The following is a 13,763-nucleotide window of genomic DNA, read 5'->3' on the forward strand; positions in this document are numbered from 1 at the left end:
CGCCGGACATTGGTCCCCCATGAAGACCGGGGATTGGCCCTGTCCGGTGAGTGCCCGGGGCACCAGGGTGGCCGCATGAGTCTCGCCTTCCTGCTGACCACCCTCGTCATGGTCGTCACCCCGGGCACCGGGGTCGTCTACACCCTCGCCGCCGCCCTCTCCCGCGGGCGCCGCGCGAGCATCGTCGCCGCCTTCGCCTGCACGCTCGGGATCGTCCCGCACGTCGTCGCCACCGTCACCGGTCTCGCCGCGCTGCTGAACGCGAGCGCCGCCGCCTTCCAGCTCCTCAAGTACGCCGGTGTGGCCTATCTGCTCTACATGGCGTGGGCCACGCTGCGGGACAAGGAGGCGATCACCGTGGAGCAGGACGGCGAACCGCGCTCGGCGGCGCAGGTGATCGTCCGGGGCGTGCTGATCAACCTGCTCAATCCCAAGCTGACCATCTTCTTCTTCGCCTTCCTGCCCCAGTTCGTGAGCCCCAGCGAGCCGCACGCGCTCCCGCGCATGCTGGGCCTGAGCGGCGTCTTCATGCTGCTGACCTTCGTCGTCTTCGCCCTGTACGGCATCCTCGCCGCCTCGGTGCGCAGCCATGTCACCTCCCGGCCGAGGGTCATGGCCTGGCTGCGGCGGACCTTCGCGGGATCCTTCCTCGCCCTCGGCGCCAAGCTCGCCCTCACGGCCCGGTAGCGGCCTGGGACCGGCCCGGCGCTGCTCAACGCCCCTGAAGCGCCTTCACGTTGTCGCCGAAGGTCCAGTTCTTCGAGCCGTCCCAGTTGACGGACCAGGTCATCAGGCCCTTGAGCGAGCTGCCGTAGTGCTTCCAGGCCTGGGAGACCAGGGACGGGGGCAGGTAGCCGCCGCCCGCGCCCGACTGGGCCGGCAGGCCCGGCACCTGCCTGTCGTAGGGCACCCGGATCGTCGTGCCCTGCACCACCAGCCCCTTGTCGAGACAGTCGGTCTGTGCGGTGAAGCCGGCCACCGTGCCCGCCGGGTAGGAGTCGCCGGAGCAGCCGTACATGCTGCCGTTGTAGTACTGCATGTTCAGCCACCACAGCCGGCCGTTGGCCGCGTACTTCTTGATGATCGGCAGGTACGCGCCCCAGATCGAGCCGTAGGTGATGCTCCCGCCGGTCACGTACGCCGTTTCCGGAGCCATCGTCAGGCCGAAGTTCGCGGGCATCTGCCCAAGAACCCCGTCGATGATGCGGATCAGGTTGGCCTGGGACGTGGACAGTTGGGCGATGCTGCCGCTGTTGGTCAGGCCGGTCTCGATGTCGATGTCGATGCCGTCGAAGTCGTACTTCTTCAGGATCGGGACGATGGTCGCCACGAACCGGTCGGCCACGGCGGACGAGTTCAGGTCGATGCCGGCCGCCGCGCCGCCGATGGAGAGCAGGATCGTCTGTCCGGACGCCTTGGCCGCGCACATCTCGGCGGGCGTGGCCACCTTCACGCCGCTGTCCATGCCGTCCTCCCACAGGGCCGTGCCGTCCGAGCGGATGACCGGGAAGGCCGCGTTGATCACGTTGTAGCCGTGGGCGGGGATGCGGGAGTCGGTGATCGGGGTCCAGCCGAAGGGCGGGTGGACGCCGCCTGCGGAGCCGTCCCAGTTCTCCCAGTAGCCCTGGAGCACCTTGCCGGCCGGCCGTGACTTCACGGCACAGGTGTCGGCGGCGGAGGCGGCCGGGGCGGTGGCGACCGTGAGCGGGGCGAGGAGGGCCGAGGTGAGCGCGGCGGTGAGCAGACGCAGCGTACGGCGGAGCATGCGGGGCCTCCCGGTGGGGGTCGGGGTGGATGCGCGCAGGTGTCGTAGACATGACAGTGCATGTGGTCCAGACCTCTCGTCAATAGGTCTGGACCAAGCTGGGGCTTCGCCCGGCTGACAAGTATGGACTGACAGATATTGAAATCTGTCAGCTGTCATGGCAGGGTGAGGGCATGACGATGCGAACCCGAACCCTCGGAACCACCGGCCCGCAGGTCTCCGCCCTCGGCCTCGGCTGCATGGGCATGTCCGCGCTGTACGGCGACGCCGACCGCGCCGAGTCCGTCGCGACCATCCACGCCGCCCTGGAAGCGGGCGTGACCCTCCTGGACACCGGCGACTTCTACGCCATGGGCCACAACGAGATGCTGATCGGCGAGGCCCTGCGCACCGCGCCCGCCGCCCGGCGCGAGCAGGCGCTGGTCAGCGTGAAGTTCGGCGCCCTGCGCGACCCGGACGGCAACTGGAGCGGCTACGACGGCCGCCCCGACGCCGTGAAGAACTTCGCCGCCTACTCCCTCCAGCGCCTCGGCGTCGACCACATCGACGTCTACCGGATCGCCCGCCTCGATGCGGCCGTACCGATCGAGGAGACCGTCGGCGCGATCACCGAGCTGATCGAGAAGGGGTACGTCCGGCACGTCGGCCTGAGCGAGGTCGGCGCCGAGACCATCCGCCGGGCCGCCGCCACGGCGCCCATCGCGGACCTCCAGATCGAGTACTCGCTCATCTCCCGCGGTGTCGAGCAGGAGATCCTGCCGACCACCCGTGAACTGGGCATCTCCCTCACCGCCTACGGCGTGCTCTCCCGCGGCCTGATCTCCGGCCACTTCTCCCGCGACCGGCAGCTGGCCGCGAACGACTTCCGCGCCCACTCGCCCCGCTTCCAGGGCGACAACCTCCGGCACAACCTGAACCTGGTCGACGCGCTGCGGAAGATCGCCGAGCAGAAGGGCGTCTCCGTCGCGCAGATCGCCATCGCCTGGGTGCTCTCCCGCGGCGAGGACATCGTGCCGCTGGTCGGCGCCCGCACCCGCGAGCGGCTGGCCGAGTCGCTCGGCGCCCTGGACGTGACCCTGGACGAGGCCGACCTGGCAGCCGTCGAGGAGGCCGTCCCGGCGGACGCGGCGGCGGGCGACCGCTACCCGGCCGAGCAGATGACCAAGCTCGACAGCGAGCGCTGATCCCGCCCCCAGGTACGGTCTATGGCATGGCACCGCCCACCGAGACCCTGACCGCCGAGCGCATCCTCGAAGCGACCGAGGAGGTGCTGCGCCGCCACGGCCCGGCCAAGGCCACCGTGGTCGACGTGGCCCGCGCGCTCGGCGTCAGCCACGGCAGCGTCTACCGGCACTTCCGCACCAAGGCGGCGCTGCGCGAGGCGGTGACCAAGCGGTGGCTGGACCGGACGTCGGAGAAACTGGCCGTCATCGCCGCCGGCGACGGCGCCCCCGAGCAGCGGCTGCGGGCCTGGCTGGCGGCCCTGTTCGAGGCCAAGCGGCACAAGGCCGGCGACGACCCCGAGCTGTTCGCCACCTACACGGTGCTGACCGACGAGAACGGCACGGTGGTCGGCGAGCACATCGCCGACCTGACCGCGCAGCTGACCCGGATCATCGAGACGGGTTCCGCATCGGGTGCCTTCACCGCAGCCGACCCCGCCGCCGCGGCCCGCGCCGTCTTCCAGGCCACCGGCCGCTTCCACGACCCCTGCTACGCCCGGGAGTGGCAGGGGCCCGGCATCCAGGACGAGTTCGAGGCGGTCGTGGACCTGCTGGTGCGGGGGCTGGCGGCCTGAGGGCCGGCGTCACGCCGTCACCCGCCAGAAGTCCCGCATCAGCGGCGTCGGCGTCGGATCGGCCATCCCCACCTGGGTGAGGAGCAGGGTGACCGTGCCGGTGGCGGGGACGAGGTGGGCGGTGGTACCGGTGCCGCCGACCCAGCCGTAGCGGCCGGGCACGTTCCAGGGCTCGGCCGGGGTGACGTCGACCTGGGCGCCGTAGCCCCAGCCCTCGCCCGCCAGGAAGAGGCGGCCGATCTCCCGCTGGCGGGCGCTGAGGTGATTGCTGGTCATCCGGCTCACCGAGGTGGGCGACAGCAGTCGGCGGCCGTTCGCCTCGCCGGCCGCCAGCAGCATGCGGGCGAAGGCCAGGTAGTCGTCGGCGGTCGAGGCGAGACCGCCGCCGCCGGAGGGGAAGGCCGGGATCCGGCTCCACGCGCCGTCGGGGGTGTCCGCGACGTCCAGGGTGCGGTCGGCACGCTGCCGGTAGTAGGTGGTGAACCGGTCCCGCTTGTCCGCCGGCACCTCGAACGCCGTGTCCTTCATGCCGAGCGGCCCGAAGACCCGCTCGGCCAGGAACTCCGGGAGCGTACGGCCCGAGGCCCGCGCGATCAGCACCCCCTGGAGATCGGAGGAGGTGCCGTAGAGCCATGCCTCGCCCGGCTGGTACAGCAGCGGCACCCGGGCCAGTCCGGCCAGCCAGGCGTCCGGCGCCGGGAAGGCCTGCGGTGCCCGGCCGTCCTTCTGCACCTCGAACAGCGCCTGCACCGCGGGCAACGAGAAGTCGGACGGGAACCCCCAGCCCGCCCGCGAACTGAGCAGGTCCTCGACCGTGATCGGGCGGGCCGCCGGCACCAGGTCGTCCAACGGGCCGGCCGGCGTCCGTACGGCCATCGGCTTCGCCAGCTCCGGAAGCCACGCGTCCACGGGGTCGTCGAGGCCGATCCGGCCCTCCTCCACCAGCATCAGTACCGCCGCCGCGGTCACCGGCTTGGTGATCGAGGCGATCCGGAACAGCGAGTCCCGGGCCATCGGGGCCGAGCCGTCGGCGTCCGCATGCCCGACGGTCACCACCTCGACGTCGTCCCCGCGGGCGACCAGGGCCACCGCGCCGGGCACGGTCCCGTCGTCCACGTACCGGCGCAGGGTGTCGTGCAGTGCGGTCATGATTCCTCGGCCTTCCGTGGGCGCTCGTACGTGTTCCTGCTCTCGTACGACTCCTGCCGCCGCCGGAAGTCATCGCCCCTCAGCGCGACGGCTGCCGGGCACCCGCCGGATCCACCGTCGCCTGGTGGGCCTCGGCCAGGTGCTCCTCCGCCTTCAGCCAGGGCAGGAACTGGGCCCCCTTGCGCCAGCCGCAGGTGTCGCATCTGATCGTGCGCTGTACGCCCGTGCGCTGCACCCGGACCACGTGCTCCCGGCCGTGCTGGTCCCAGCGGCTGACCTTGCTCGTGCTGCTGTCCTGCGGCATGACGCCTCACGCCTCCTCGAGTCCCGCGCACCCCGACGGCAAGGAGTGTGCAGCAGGACCAATATCAACAGGGGGTGGTTCACGGCGTGTTGGCCCAGCCGTGCCCTTGGCTGCCCCTGGCTCAGCCGACCGTGCGGGGCAGCCGCAGGCTGAGCAGCCCGGTCAGGGCGATCCCGGCCAGCTGCACCAGCAGGGTGATGACCAGCGCGTCGCGCATGCCCTGGTGCGGGACGAGGGAGAGGAAGAGGGTGCCGAGGGTGGCCACGCCCAGGGCGAGCGCGGACTGCTGTGTGGTGACCATCACACCGCTGCCGACGCCTGCCCGGGCCGGCGGCACCTCGGACATCACGATCCGCATCAGGTTGGGGAGCTGGAGCGCCTGCCCGGCCCCGGCGACCGCCGCTCCCGGCAGCAGCGAGCCGAAGCCCAGGTGCGGCCAGTCCCGCCAGGCGGCCAGGACGATCAACAGGATGCCCACGCCCTGCAGGACGGACCCGACGGCGATCACCCGGGTGCCGTACCGGGCGATCAGCCGCGGTCCGGCGAGGGACGTGAAGAGGAAGGCGACGGCCATCGGCGCGAGTGCGAGCCCCGCGGGCACGGGGCCGAGCCCGGCTCCCCGCTGCAGCACGAGCGCGATCACGAACATGAACCCGCTGAAGCCGATCGAGAAGGGCAGCATCAGCACCAGCCCCCGCCGCAGCGACGCCACCGCGAACAGACTCGGCGGCACCAGCGGAGTCCGCCCCTGCCGGTCCGCCCGGCGCTCCACCGCGTAGAACGCGCCCGCGACGAAGGGGAACGCGGCCAGCGACAGCCACGTCCACAGCGGCCAGCCCGCAGCACGCCCCTCGGTGAGCGGGACGAGCAGCGTCAGCAGGGACGCCGCGAGCAGGACCGTGCCGGGCCCGTCGACGGGCTCCGGGCGCTGCGACCGGGTCTCCGGCACGAACCGCACGGCCAGCACCAGCCCCACCAGCACCACCGGCACATTGACGAGGAAGATCGACCGCCACCCGCTCCCGGCGATGTCGGCGGCGACCAGCACCCCGCCCAGGATCTGCCCCGCCACCATGGACAGCCCGGCCGTCGCGCCGTAGAGACTCATGGCCCGGGCCCGGCGGGGCCCGCTCGTCGCGGCCTGGATGGTGGCGAGCACCTGCGGCAGCATGGCCGCGGCCGACGCCCCCTGCGCGACCCGCGCCGCGACCAGACTCCAGGCACCCGGGGCCAGCCCGCAGGCCAGCGAGGTCACCCCGAAGGCGGCCATGCCGCCGAGGAACAGCCGCCGCCGCCCGAACAGGTCCCCGAGCCGCCCGCCGAGCACGAGCAGCACCGCGTAGGCGACCCCGTACCCGGCCACCACCAGCTCCAGCACGGCCTCGCCCGCGGCGAGATCGGCACCGATGGTCGGCAGGGCGACATTGACGATGAAGAAGTCGACCAGCGGCAGCGCCGCGGCCAGCAGAACGGTGAACAGCCCCGGCCCGCTCAGCGCGGGCGACGCCGCCGGGGCACGGACGGCAGGAGTCGTGACGGTTTCTGTCATGCCCCCGAGCCTGCGCCCGCCCGCAGACTGGTACCAGAGTGTTCTGATCCTGGTAGCAGAACTACCTGGAAACAGGCTGCCCTTGCGCGCCCCGTGGGAGGCCGACTGCCCGGTCGGCTGAGGCGGAAAATCCCCCAGGCTGGTAGCCGTGCCCCCATATCCTGGTACGAGAACCACCTGGAAACAGTCTCCGCCCGGCGGCACCCTGGAGGTATGACGACGATGGCTCAGGGGACCGCCGCCCCGGCGATGCGGGGCTCGGAGATCCGGCGGCACGAGCTGGCCGCCTTTCTGCGCAGCCGGCGCGAGCGGATCGCGCCCGAGCAGGTGGGGCTGGTGCGCGGCGTCCGGCGCCGCACCCCCGGCCTGCGCCGGGAGGAGGTCGCCCAGCTCTCCGCGGTCGGCGTCACCTGGTACACCTGGCTCGAACAGGCCCGGAACATCCAGGTCTCCGTCTCGGTCCTCGACGCGCTGGCCCGCACCCTGATGCTCGACCCCAGCGAGCGGACCCACCTCTTCCAGCTGGCCGGGGCCACCGACCCGGCGCCGGCCACGAGCTGCCCGTCGATCACGCCCGCCCTGCGGGCCATGCTGGAGCAGCTCGAACCGTTCCCGGCGTGCGTGCAGAACAGCAAGTACGACATCCTCGCCTACAACCGCACCTACGCGCTGCTGCTGTGCGACCTGGACGAGGTGCCCCCTCAGGACCGCAACTGCATGGTCCTGTCGTACACGCACGACGAGTGGCGCTCCTCGATCGTGCACCTGGAGGAGACCCACCGCCTCATGGCCGCCCGCTTCCGTGCCTCGATGGCCGGCCACCTCGCCGAGCCCGGCTGGAAGATGCTCCTCAAGCGGCTGCGTGCGGAGTCCCCGGAGTTCTGCGACATCTGGGACCGCCACGAGGTGGTGGGCGCCAGCGCCAGACGCAAGGAGTTCCGCAACCGCTACGTCGGCCGCGTCACCGTGGACCACACCGACCTGTGGCTGACCCCGGACCTGGGCCCGCGCATGGTGACGTACACACCGGCGGACGAGGAGTCGAGACGACGCCTCGAGAAACTGCACGACATAGCGCAGGGGAGTCGAGTCCCCTAGGGCCGGTCCGGCGGAGCCCGGACCGGTCAGCCGCGCGGGCTGCGCCAGCGCCAGAACTGGTCGGAGTACGGTCCGACCTGGTCGACCTCCAGGGTGGTCTCTCCCCAGTGGCTGCTCTCGACCGGCGAGATCACCAGCCGCTCGTCCAGCGCCGATGCGATGACCACATCTGCCTGGGCGGGGTCGGCCTGGACCATGCGCCAGAGCTGTCCTCTGCTGCTCTCGCTCCACTTGTCCTGGCAGACGACAGCCTTCGGGTGCTTGTCCCTGACCGTCAGGTACAGGTCGTCCTGCCCGTTCTTGATCCGCCACAGGCCTTCCTCGTCGGCGGCCAGGAACTCCCACATGTCCTGCTTGTTGCCCGTCCTCAAGGCTCCCCGCCACAGCCGGACTTCCTCTCCGGCGGCGTGGCTGTGCCCGTTCGGCGTGATGAACAGACCGCTGACCGTGTGCACGATCAGCTGCGGGGTGTCCGAGGGAGGTACAGGTCGTAGGGGCGTGATGGGCATGGGAGACCCTCCGGAGTTCGGCACTGCCACGGATGACGGGTGCAAGACGGGCAAGAGCGCCCGGGCACCTCGGCGTTCACCTTCATGCTTGGCCGCCCTGCGCCGGGCCGCGACCGGAAACCGCCGGACAGGTGACCGCGCCGGCCCCCTGTGGGTCATGTCGGTGCCGCACTCCGGGTGACACGGCATGGCGTGCCGCCCGCCGGACAGGCCCTGGACGTGCCCTAGACGCCCGCCTCCGGTCTCGTGGCGGACGCGGCTGTGACGGCCGTGGCCAGGGGATCCCGGGCCGGGCGGCCAAGGAGGTCCGCGAGGTCGGGGGTGGTGCCGTCCAGGAAGCCGTGCCGGACACCCGTGGCGATCGAGGCGAGCATGGGCGGCTGGAACGGCAGCAGCCCCGGCGTCTCGTCGAGGAGCCTGCGCCGGTACTCGCCCAGGCTGATGCTGCGGTGCGGGACCCCGAGCCGATCGGCCACCTGCCCCGCCGTGATCGGCGTGCCGACGAGGTCGTAGACCCGCTCGCTGTGCAGTGCCGGATGCGCGGCGACGATCGCCGTGGCATCCGCGAGATCCGCTCGCGCGACCGCGGACAGGGCACCGCTGCCGAACGCGGACTCCACACCATGGTCGGCCCACATCAGGAGACCGCCGAAGAGTTCGGCGTAGAGGCCGTTGCGCAGGATCGTCCACGGCAATCCGCTCGCCCGCACCAGGCGTTCGGTCGCACGGTGCGCGAGCGCGAAACCGAGATGGTCGCCGGCACCGGTCAGGCTCGTGTAGACGACGTGGTGGACGCCGTCCCGGACGGCGGCGTCCAGGACTGCCGCATGCCGCCGGGTGACCTGGTCGTCCTCGGCATAACCGGCCGAGATCAGCACCAGGGTGGACACACCGGCGAGATCGAGGCTCACGTGGTCGTCGAAGTCGAGACGCCGCATCCCCTCGCCGGGGGTGCGGCTGCCACCCGTCGCGATGACGCCGTGGGCGCGCAGGGCCGCAAGAGTGGCCGAGCCGAGTTTCCCGTTTGCTCCGGTCACCAAGATCATGTCAATCGCAGTCTTCCGTCGTGGTTCTCATCGGTAACTACGCTTGATCCTCGACCGCACAACCACCGGCCACAAGAAGGCAGTTCGATGTCACTCACGCACACGGGGGTAACCACCGACCCCGCCGACCTCGCCCCCTGCGGACGCGAGGACCATCCCGACTGCGGCATCCGTGACGTCCTGGACCGCATCGGGGACAAGTGGTCGGTGCTCGTGATCGTCGAACTCGCGGGCGGGCCGCGCCGGTTCCGTGAACTGCAGCGCGCCATCGACGGCATCTCCCAGCGCATGCTCACCCTCACCGTGCGCAGGCTCGAACGCGACGGCCTCGTGCTGCGCACCGTGTACCCGACCGTCCCGGCTCAGGTCGACTACCGTCTGACGGAGACAGGGACCGGCCTGACCCATTTGGTCAAGGCTCTCGCCGACTGGTCCCTTGCCCATCGCACCGTCATCGCCGAGGCACGGCGTGCGTACGACCGGACCCACCCCGACCACGACATCCGCTGACGAGAACCGTCACCGCCCCCTACCGGACACAGCTGTGGGCTCAGCAGTGACGCACCCACAGCTAGGCCCGCTCAGAAGCCCCCACGACCTGTCGCACCTCAACCGACTCCAGCTGCTCGGCCGTACGCTGAGCAGTCCCCCGAGCCCACCGCCCACTGCTCACCAGCCCGAGGACAAGTACGGCCACCCCGCACGCCGTGAGAATCCACCATCCGGGCCGGGCGGCCGACACGAACGTGTCCTTGTACGACGACGAGCCGACCCCGGAAGCGAGTACGGCTCCCACGATCGCCACGCCCAGCGTCTGCCCCAGCTGCCTGCTCGTGGAGGCGACAGCGGCCGCGACCCCGGCCTGAGCCCTCGGCATGCCCGACACCGCCGTGTTCGTGATCGGCGCGTTCACGAACCCGAAGCCGACACCGAACAGCACGTACCCCAGGAACAGGGTGGTGTCGGACGTCTCGCCCTCGAACGCCGCGAACAGCACCGCACTCGCCGTCATCGCGCACCCGGCGATCAGCAACGGCACCCGCGGCCCCCGGCTCCCGACCAGCCGCCCGGACAGCGGCGCGCACAGGAAGGTCGGCACGGCCATCGGCAGCATCCACAGGCCCGCGTGCCGGGCGTCGAGACCCCGCACGTTCTGCAGGTACAGCGTGGAAAGGAACAGGAACCCGCCCAGCGCCGCGAACGCGCTGATCGCTATCGCGGTCGCCCCACTGAACGGCGCGGAGCGGAAGAAGCGCAGGTCGATGAGCGGTTCGTCGCGCCGAGGCTCGTACCAGAGCAGCCCCAGCAGGGCGGCGCACGCCACCATGCCGAAGGGAAGAACGGCGTCCGGCCCTGCGTCCGGCGCCTCGATGATCGCGTAGGTCAGCGAGCCGAACAGGGCGATGACCAGCACCTGGCCGACCGGGTCGGGGCGGCGGGCCCTGGGCGCCCGGGACTCGGGGACGAAGCGCAGGGTGAGCAGCAGGGCCGCGAGGCCGACCGGGAGGTTGATCCAGAAGATCGACCGCCAGCCGACCGACTCCACCAGCAGGCCGCCGACCAGCGGTCCGGCCGCCATGGAGATGCCGACCACCGCGCCCCAGACACCGATCGCGCGGGCCCGCTCACGCGAGTCGGTGAAGGTGTTGGTGATGATCGACATGGCGACCGGGTTGAGCATCGAGCCGCCGACCGCCTGCACCATGCGGAAGACGACCAGCAGATCCAGATCGGGCGCGAGCGAGCACAGGAGCGAGCCGATCGAGAAGACGACCAGGCCTGCCATGAAGACCTTCTTGCGGCCTATGCGGTCGGCCGTCGAGCCCGCCAGCATCAGCAGCGAGGCCAGCACCAGCGTGTACGCGTCGATCGTCCACTGCAGGCCGGAGGTGGTGGCGTGCAGATCGCGCTGCATCGAGGGCAGCGCGACGTTCAGCACGGTGTTGTCGAGGCTCACGATGAGCAGACTCATGCAGCAGATCGCGAGCACGAGCAGGCGTCTGCGGTGGCTCAGCTCGGGCATGCGCTCCATCCTACGCCGATTTCAATAGTGTGTCTAACTAACGACTATGCCATTATCGTGGCAGCCGCAAGCCGAGTACGCCAAGCCCCACCAGCCCCGCCGCCTGCACCGCCAGCACCACCGCGAGGGCGACCCGCATGCCGAGGCCCGGGACGAGGGACAGGAACAGCGAGCCGAGCGTGGCCACGCCGACGGCCAGGCAGGACTGCTGGAGCGTGGCCGCCAGACCGCTGCCCGTGCCCGCCAGCCGCGCGGGGACCGCGGCCAGCAGGTTCCGGAAGTAGAGGGGCAGCTCCAGGCCCTGGCCCACACCGCACAGGGCGAGTCCCGGCGCCAGGGCGAGCGGGCTCAGATCCGGCCACGGGCCGAACAGCACGGTCGCCGTCACCGTCGCCAGCCCCGCGAGGTGCACCGCCGCGGCCAGCGTCACCGCCCGCCCGCCGAGCCGTCGTACGGCATACGGCGCCAGCATCGACGCCGCGAACTGCGCCACCCCCATCGGCACCAGCGTCAGCCCGGCCGCGAGCGCGCCGTAGCCCAGGCCCTGTTGCACGGTGACCGCGCTCACGAACATCCAGCCCGCGAAGCCGACGAACACCGGCAGGCCCAGCAGCAGGCCCCGGCGGACCTCGGTGGCGGCCAGCAGGGACGGCGGCAGGAGCGGGCCCCCGCCGGTCCGCTCGCCGTGCCGCTCCACCGCGTGGAAGGCGAGCGCGAGCGGCGGGGCCGCGCACAGCAGCAGCACCGACCACAGCGGCCAGCCCGCCGCCCGGCCCTCGGTCAGCGGCAGCAGCAGGGCCGTCAGCGTCGCCGCCAGCAGGGCCGTACCGGCCAGGTCGCCGCGCGCGGGCCGCTCGGCCCGGCTGTCCGGCACCGACCGCAGCGCGAGGCCGAGTGCGGCCACCGCGACCGGCACGTTCACCAGGAACACCGCGCGCCAGCCGGTGCCCGCCAGGTCGGCGGCGACCAGCACCCCGCCCAGCACCTGCCCGAGCACGACGGAGACGCCGCCGACCGAGCCGTACAGGGCGACCGCACGGGCTCGCCGCTCGCCGCTCGTCGTGGCGTGGAGGGTGGCCAGCACCTGCGGCAGCAGCGCCGCCGACGCGGCACCCTGCGCCATCCGCGCACCCACCAGCCACCAGGCACCGGGCGCGAGCCCGCAGGCCAGCGAGGTCAGCCCGAAACCGGCCACGCCCCACAGGAACAGCCGCCGCCGGCCGTAGGTGTCGCCGAGCCGCCCGCCGAGGACGAGGAGCACGGCGTACGCGACGGCGTAGCCCGCCACCACCATCTCCAGGGTCGCCGGGGGAGCGTGCAGATCGCGCTCGATCGTCGGCAGGGCCACGTTGACGACGAAGAAGTCGATCATCGGCAGGGCCGTGCCGAGCAGGAGGGTGAGCAGGCCCAGGGGGGTGAGGGCCTCCCGGGGCGGGGCCTTCGAGGTCACGGATGCTGTCGTCGCGGTCATGCCCACGACCCTGCGGCAGCTCCCAGCCGAGTACCAGGCGGTGCTCATCCAGGTACCGGCACCAACTGGAACCGGGGTACGACGGGACGGCACCCTTGGTGCCATGACCATCGCAGCGCCGGAGCAGAAGAAGGAGCAGTACGGGGACCGGCCGACGCAGCAGGACCGGGACCGGCCACGGGAGCAGCACATCCGCCGGCGCGAGCTGGCCGCCTTTCTGCGCAGCCGCCGCGAGCGCGTCACCCCCGAGCAGGTGGGCCTGCCACGCGGCCCGCGCCGCCGTACGCCGGGCCTGCGCCGGGAGGAGGTCGCCCACCTCTCCGCGGTCGGCGTCACCTGGTACACCTGGATCGAGCAGGCCCGGGCCACCCACGTCTCCGCCCAGGTGCTGGACGCGGTCGCCCGCGCGCTGCTGATGGACCCGGCCGAGCGCGCCCACCTCTTCGCGCTCGCCGGGACCGCCGACCCGCGCACCGAGGCCGAGTGCACGGTCGCCTCGACGTCGGCGCTGAAGATCGTCGAGCGCCTGGCGCCCTACCCGGCCTCGCTGCAGAACGCCCGCTACGACATCCTCGCCGCCAACCGTCCCTTCGCCCAGGTCTTCGGCGACCCCGCCGAGCTGCCCCCGGCCGAGCGCAACTGCCTGTGGCTGCTGACCACCAGCGAGCGCTGGAAGCGGGACTTCCTGGACCGGGACGAGATGCTGCGGGACCTGATCGCCAAGTACCGGGCGGCCATGGCCGAGCATGTCGCCGAGCCGGCCTGGAAGGAGCGGCTGAACCGGCTGCTGGAGGTCTCCGAGGAGTTCCGCGGGCTGTGGGAGCGGCACGAGGTCGCGCCGATGTCCCCGCACGTCAAGCGCTACCTTCACCCGGCGGCCGGCCTCATCCGCCTGGAGCACCGCACCATGTGGCTGGCCCCCCAGGCACCGGCCCAGCGGGTGGTCGCCTACGTCCCCGCCGACGAGGACAGCGAGGAGCGTCTTGAGCGGCTGGCGGGACTGTCCGAGGGGTGAGGGACAATGGTTCCTTGCCTCCCGTCGTACATCCGT

The 13,763-nt window shown here is 71.9% G+C and carries 14 protein-coding genes; 6 read left to right on the forward strand and 8 right to left on the reverse strand.

Annotated elements, in window-relative coordinates:
* The first annotated feature begins 75 nt into the window (after positions 1-75).
* Positions 76-687 (forward strand): LysE family translocator, encoded by a 612-nt coding sequence (locus AQI88_RS33450; protein ID WP_067006506.1) that lies wholly within the window; start codon positions 76-78, stop codon positions 685-687.
* Positions 688-712: 25 nt separating this feature from the next.
* Here the strand turns inward: AQI88_RS33450 and AQI88_RS33455 are convergent, their stop codons facing one another.
* The gene (locus AQI88_RS33455) at positions 713-1,765 is read right to left on the reverse strand and encodes a chitinase (RefSeq protein WP_067006510.1); all 1,053 of its coding nucleotides are present in this window, start codon (positions 1,763-1,765) and stop codon (positions 713-715) included.
* A 173-nt stretch (positions 1,766-1,938) separates the two neighbouring features.
* On the opposite strand from AQI88_RS33455, the gene AQI88_RS33460 reads away from it, so the two are divergent.
* Together AQI88_RS33460 and AQI88_RS33465 are read left to right on the forward strand one after the other, a co-directional pair.
* On the forward strand, positions 1,939-2,949 hold the full coding sequence (locus AQI88_RS33460; RefSeq protein ID WP_067006513.1) for an aldo/keto reductase: 1,011 nt from the start codon (positions 1,939-1,941) through the stop codon (positions 2,947-2,949).
* A 26-nt stretch (positions 2,950-2,975) separates the two neighbouring features.
* Complete coding sequence (locus AQI88_RS33465; protein WP_067006518.1) at positions 2,976-3,563, forward strand: TetR/AcrR family transcriptional regulator; 588 nt, start codon at positions 2,976-2,978, stop codon at positions 3,561-3,563.
* Positions 3,564-3,572: 9 nt separating this feature from the next.
* On the opposite strand, the gene AQI88_RS33470 is transcribed toward AQI88_RS33465, so the two are convergent.
* The 3 genes from AQI88_RS33470 to AQI88_RS33480 all read right to left on the reverse strand — a co-directional run bounded on the left by AQI88_RS33470 (position 3,573) and on the right by AQI88_RS33480 (position 6,565).
* The gene (locus tag AQI88_RS33470; RefSeq protein WP_067006521.1) at positions 3,573-4,712 is read right to left on the reverse strand and encodes a serine hydrolase domain-containing protein; all 1,140 of its coding nucleotides are present in this window, start codon (positions 4,710-4,712) and stop codon (positions 3,573-3,575) included.
* Between the two features lie 79 nt (positions 4,713-4,791).
* Positions 4,792-5,016 carry a hypothetical protein gene (locus AQI88_RS33475; RefSeq protein ID WP_067006524.1) on the reverse strand — a complete coding sequence of 75 codons (225 nt, stop codon included), beginning with the start codon at positions 5,014-5,016 and terminating at the stop codon, positions 4,792-4,794.
* Between the two features lie 121 nt (positions 5,017-5,137).
* Positions 5,138-6,565, reverse strand: coding sequence for an MFS transporter (locus tag AQI88_RS33480; RefSeq protein WP_067006532.1), 1,428 nt, complete (start codon positions 6,563-6,565; stop codon positions 5,138-5,140).
* Between the two features lie 213 nt (positions 6,566-6,778).
* Between AQI88_RS33480 and AQI88_RS33485 the strand changes: the two genes are divergently transcribed.
* Positions 6,779-7,663, forward strand: a complete 885-nt coding sequence (locus tag AQI88_RS33485) for a helix-turn-helix transcriptional regulator (RefSeq protein ID WP_067006535.1) — start codon at positions 6,779-6,781, stop codon at positions 7,661-7,663.
* 26 nt (positions 7,664-7,689) lie between these two features.
* Here AQI88_RS33485 and AQI88_RS33490 read toward each other — a convergent pair whose 3' ends face one another.
* Positions 7,690-8,172, reverse strand: a complete 483-nt coding sequence (locus AQI88_RS33490; protein WP_067006538.1) for an RICIN domain-containing protein — start codon at positions 8,170-8,172, stop codon at positions 7,690-7,692.
* Between the two features lie 224 nt (positions 8,173-8,396).
* Positions 8,397-9,218, reverse strand: a complete 822-nt coding sequence (locus tag AQI88_RS33495) for an NAD(P)H-binding protein (protein WP_067006541.1) — start codon at positions 9,216-9,218, stop codon at positions 8,397-8,399.
* A gap of 87 nt (positions 9,219-9,305) precedes the next feature.
* Here AQI88_RS33495 and AQI88_RS33500 point away from each other — a divergent pair, with 87 nt between their 5' ends.
* On the forward strand, positions 9,306-9,728 hold the full coding sequence (locus tag AQI88_RS33500) for a winged helix-turn-helix transcriptional regulator (RefSeq protein ID WP_067006543.1): 423 nt from the start codon (positions 9,306-9,308) through the stop codon (positions 9,726-9,728).
* A gap of 61 nt (positions 9,729-9,789) precedes the next feature.
* Here the strand turns inward: AQI88_RS33500 and AQI88_RS33505 are convergent, their stop codons facing one another.
* Both AQI88_RS33505 and AQI88_RS33510 read right to left on the reverse strand, forming a co-directional pair.
* Positions 9,790-11,241 (reverse strand): MFS transporter, encoded by a 1,452-nt coding sequence (locus AQI88_RS33505; protein WP_067006683.1) that lies wholly within the window; start codon positions 11,239-11,241, stop codon positions 9,790-9,792.
* Positions 11,242-11,293: 52 nt separating this feature from the next.
* Positions 11,294-12,712 carry an MFS transporter gene (locus AQI88_RS33510; RefSeq protein WP_067006545.1) on the reverse strand — a complete coding sequence of 473 codons (1,419 nt, stop codon included), beginning with the start codon at positions 12,710-12,712 and terminating at the stop codon, positions 11,294-11,296.
* 103 nt (positions 12,713-12,815) lie between these two features.
* Here AQI88_RS33510 and AQI88_RS33515 point away from each other — a divergent pair, with 103 nt between their 5' ends.
* Positions 12,816-13,727, forward strand: coding sequence for a helix-turn-helix transcriptional regulator (locus tag AQI88_RS33515; protein ID WP_079057979.1), 912 nt, complete (start codon positions 12,816-12,818; stop codon positions 13,725-13,727).
* The last annotated feature ends 36 nt before the right edge of the window (positions 13,728-13,763 follow it).

This window comes from Streptomyces cellostaticus (assembly GCF_001513965.1).
In the GTDB taxonomy this organism is placed as follows: Bacteria; Actinomycetota; Actinomycetes; order Streptomycetales; family Streptomycetaceae; genus Streptomyces; species Streptomyces cellostaticus.

Bases quoted from the DNA above. Each gene is read 5' to 3' on its own strand.
- AQI88_RS33450 (WP_067006506.1), top strand. From the start codon at position 76: ATGAGTCTCGCCTTCCTGCTGACCACCCTCGTCATGGTCGTCACCCCG.
- AQI88_RS33455 (WP_067006510.1), bottom strand. From the start codon at position 1,765: ATGCTCCGCCGTACGCTGCGTCTGCTCACCGCCGCGCTCACCTCGGCC.
- AQI88_RS33460 (WP_067006513.1), top strand. From the start codon at position 1,939: ATGACGATGCGAACCCGAACCCTCGGAACCACCGGCCCGCAGGTCTCC.
- AQI88_RS33465 (WP_067006518.1), top strand. From the start codon at position 2,976: ATGGCACCGCCCACCGAGACCCTGACCGCCGAGCGCATCCTCGAAGCG.
- AQI88_RS33470 (WP_067006521.1), bottom strand. From the start codon at position 4,712: ATGACCGCACTGCACGACACCCTGCGCCGGTACGTGGACGACGGGACC.
- AQI88_RS33475 (WP_067006524.1), bottom strand. From the start codon at position 5,016: ATGCCGCAGGACAGCAGCACGAGCAAGGTCAGCCGCTGGGACCAGCAC.
- AQI88_RS33480 (WP_067006532.1), bottom strand. From the start codon at position 6,565: ATGACAGAAACCGTCACGACTCCTGCCGTCCGTGCCCCGGCGGCGTCG.
- AQI88_RS33485 (WP_067006535.1), top strand. From the start codon at position 6,779: ATGACGACGATGGCTCAGGGGACCGCCGCCCCGGCGATGCGGGGCTCG.
- AQI88_RS33490 (WP_067006538.1), bottom strand. From the start codon at position 8,172: ATGCCCATCACGCCCCTACGACCTGTACCTCCCTCGGACACCCCGCAG.
- AQI88_RS33495 (WP_067006541.1), bottom strand. From the start codon at position 9,218: ATGATCTTGGTGACCGGAGCAAACGGGAAACTCGGCTCGGCCACTCTT.
- AQI88_RS33500 (WP_067006543.1), top strand. From the start codon at position 9,306: ATGTCACTCACGCACACGGGGGTAACCACCGACCCCGCCGACCTCGCC.
- AQI88_RS33505 (WP_067006683.1), bottom strand. From the start codon at position 11,241: ATGCCCGAGCTGAGCCACCGCAGACGCCTGCTCGTGCTCGCGATCTGC.
- AQI88_RS33510 (WP_067006545.1), bottom strand. From the start codon at position 12,712: ATGACCGCGACGACAGCATCCGTGACCTCGAAGGCCCCGCCCCGGGAG.
- AQI88_RS33515 (WP_079057979.1), top strand. From the start codon at position 12,816: ATGACCATCGCAGCGCCGGAGCAGAAGAAGGAGCAGTACGGGGACCGG.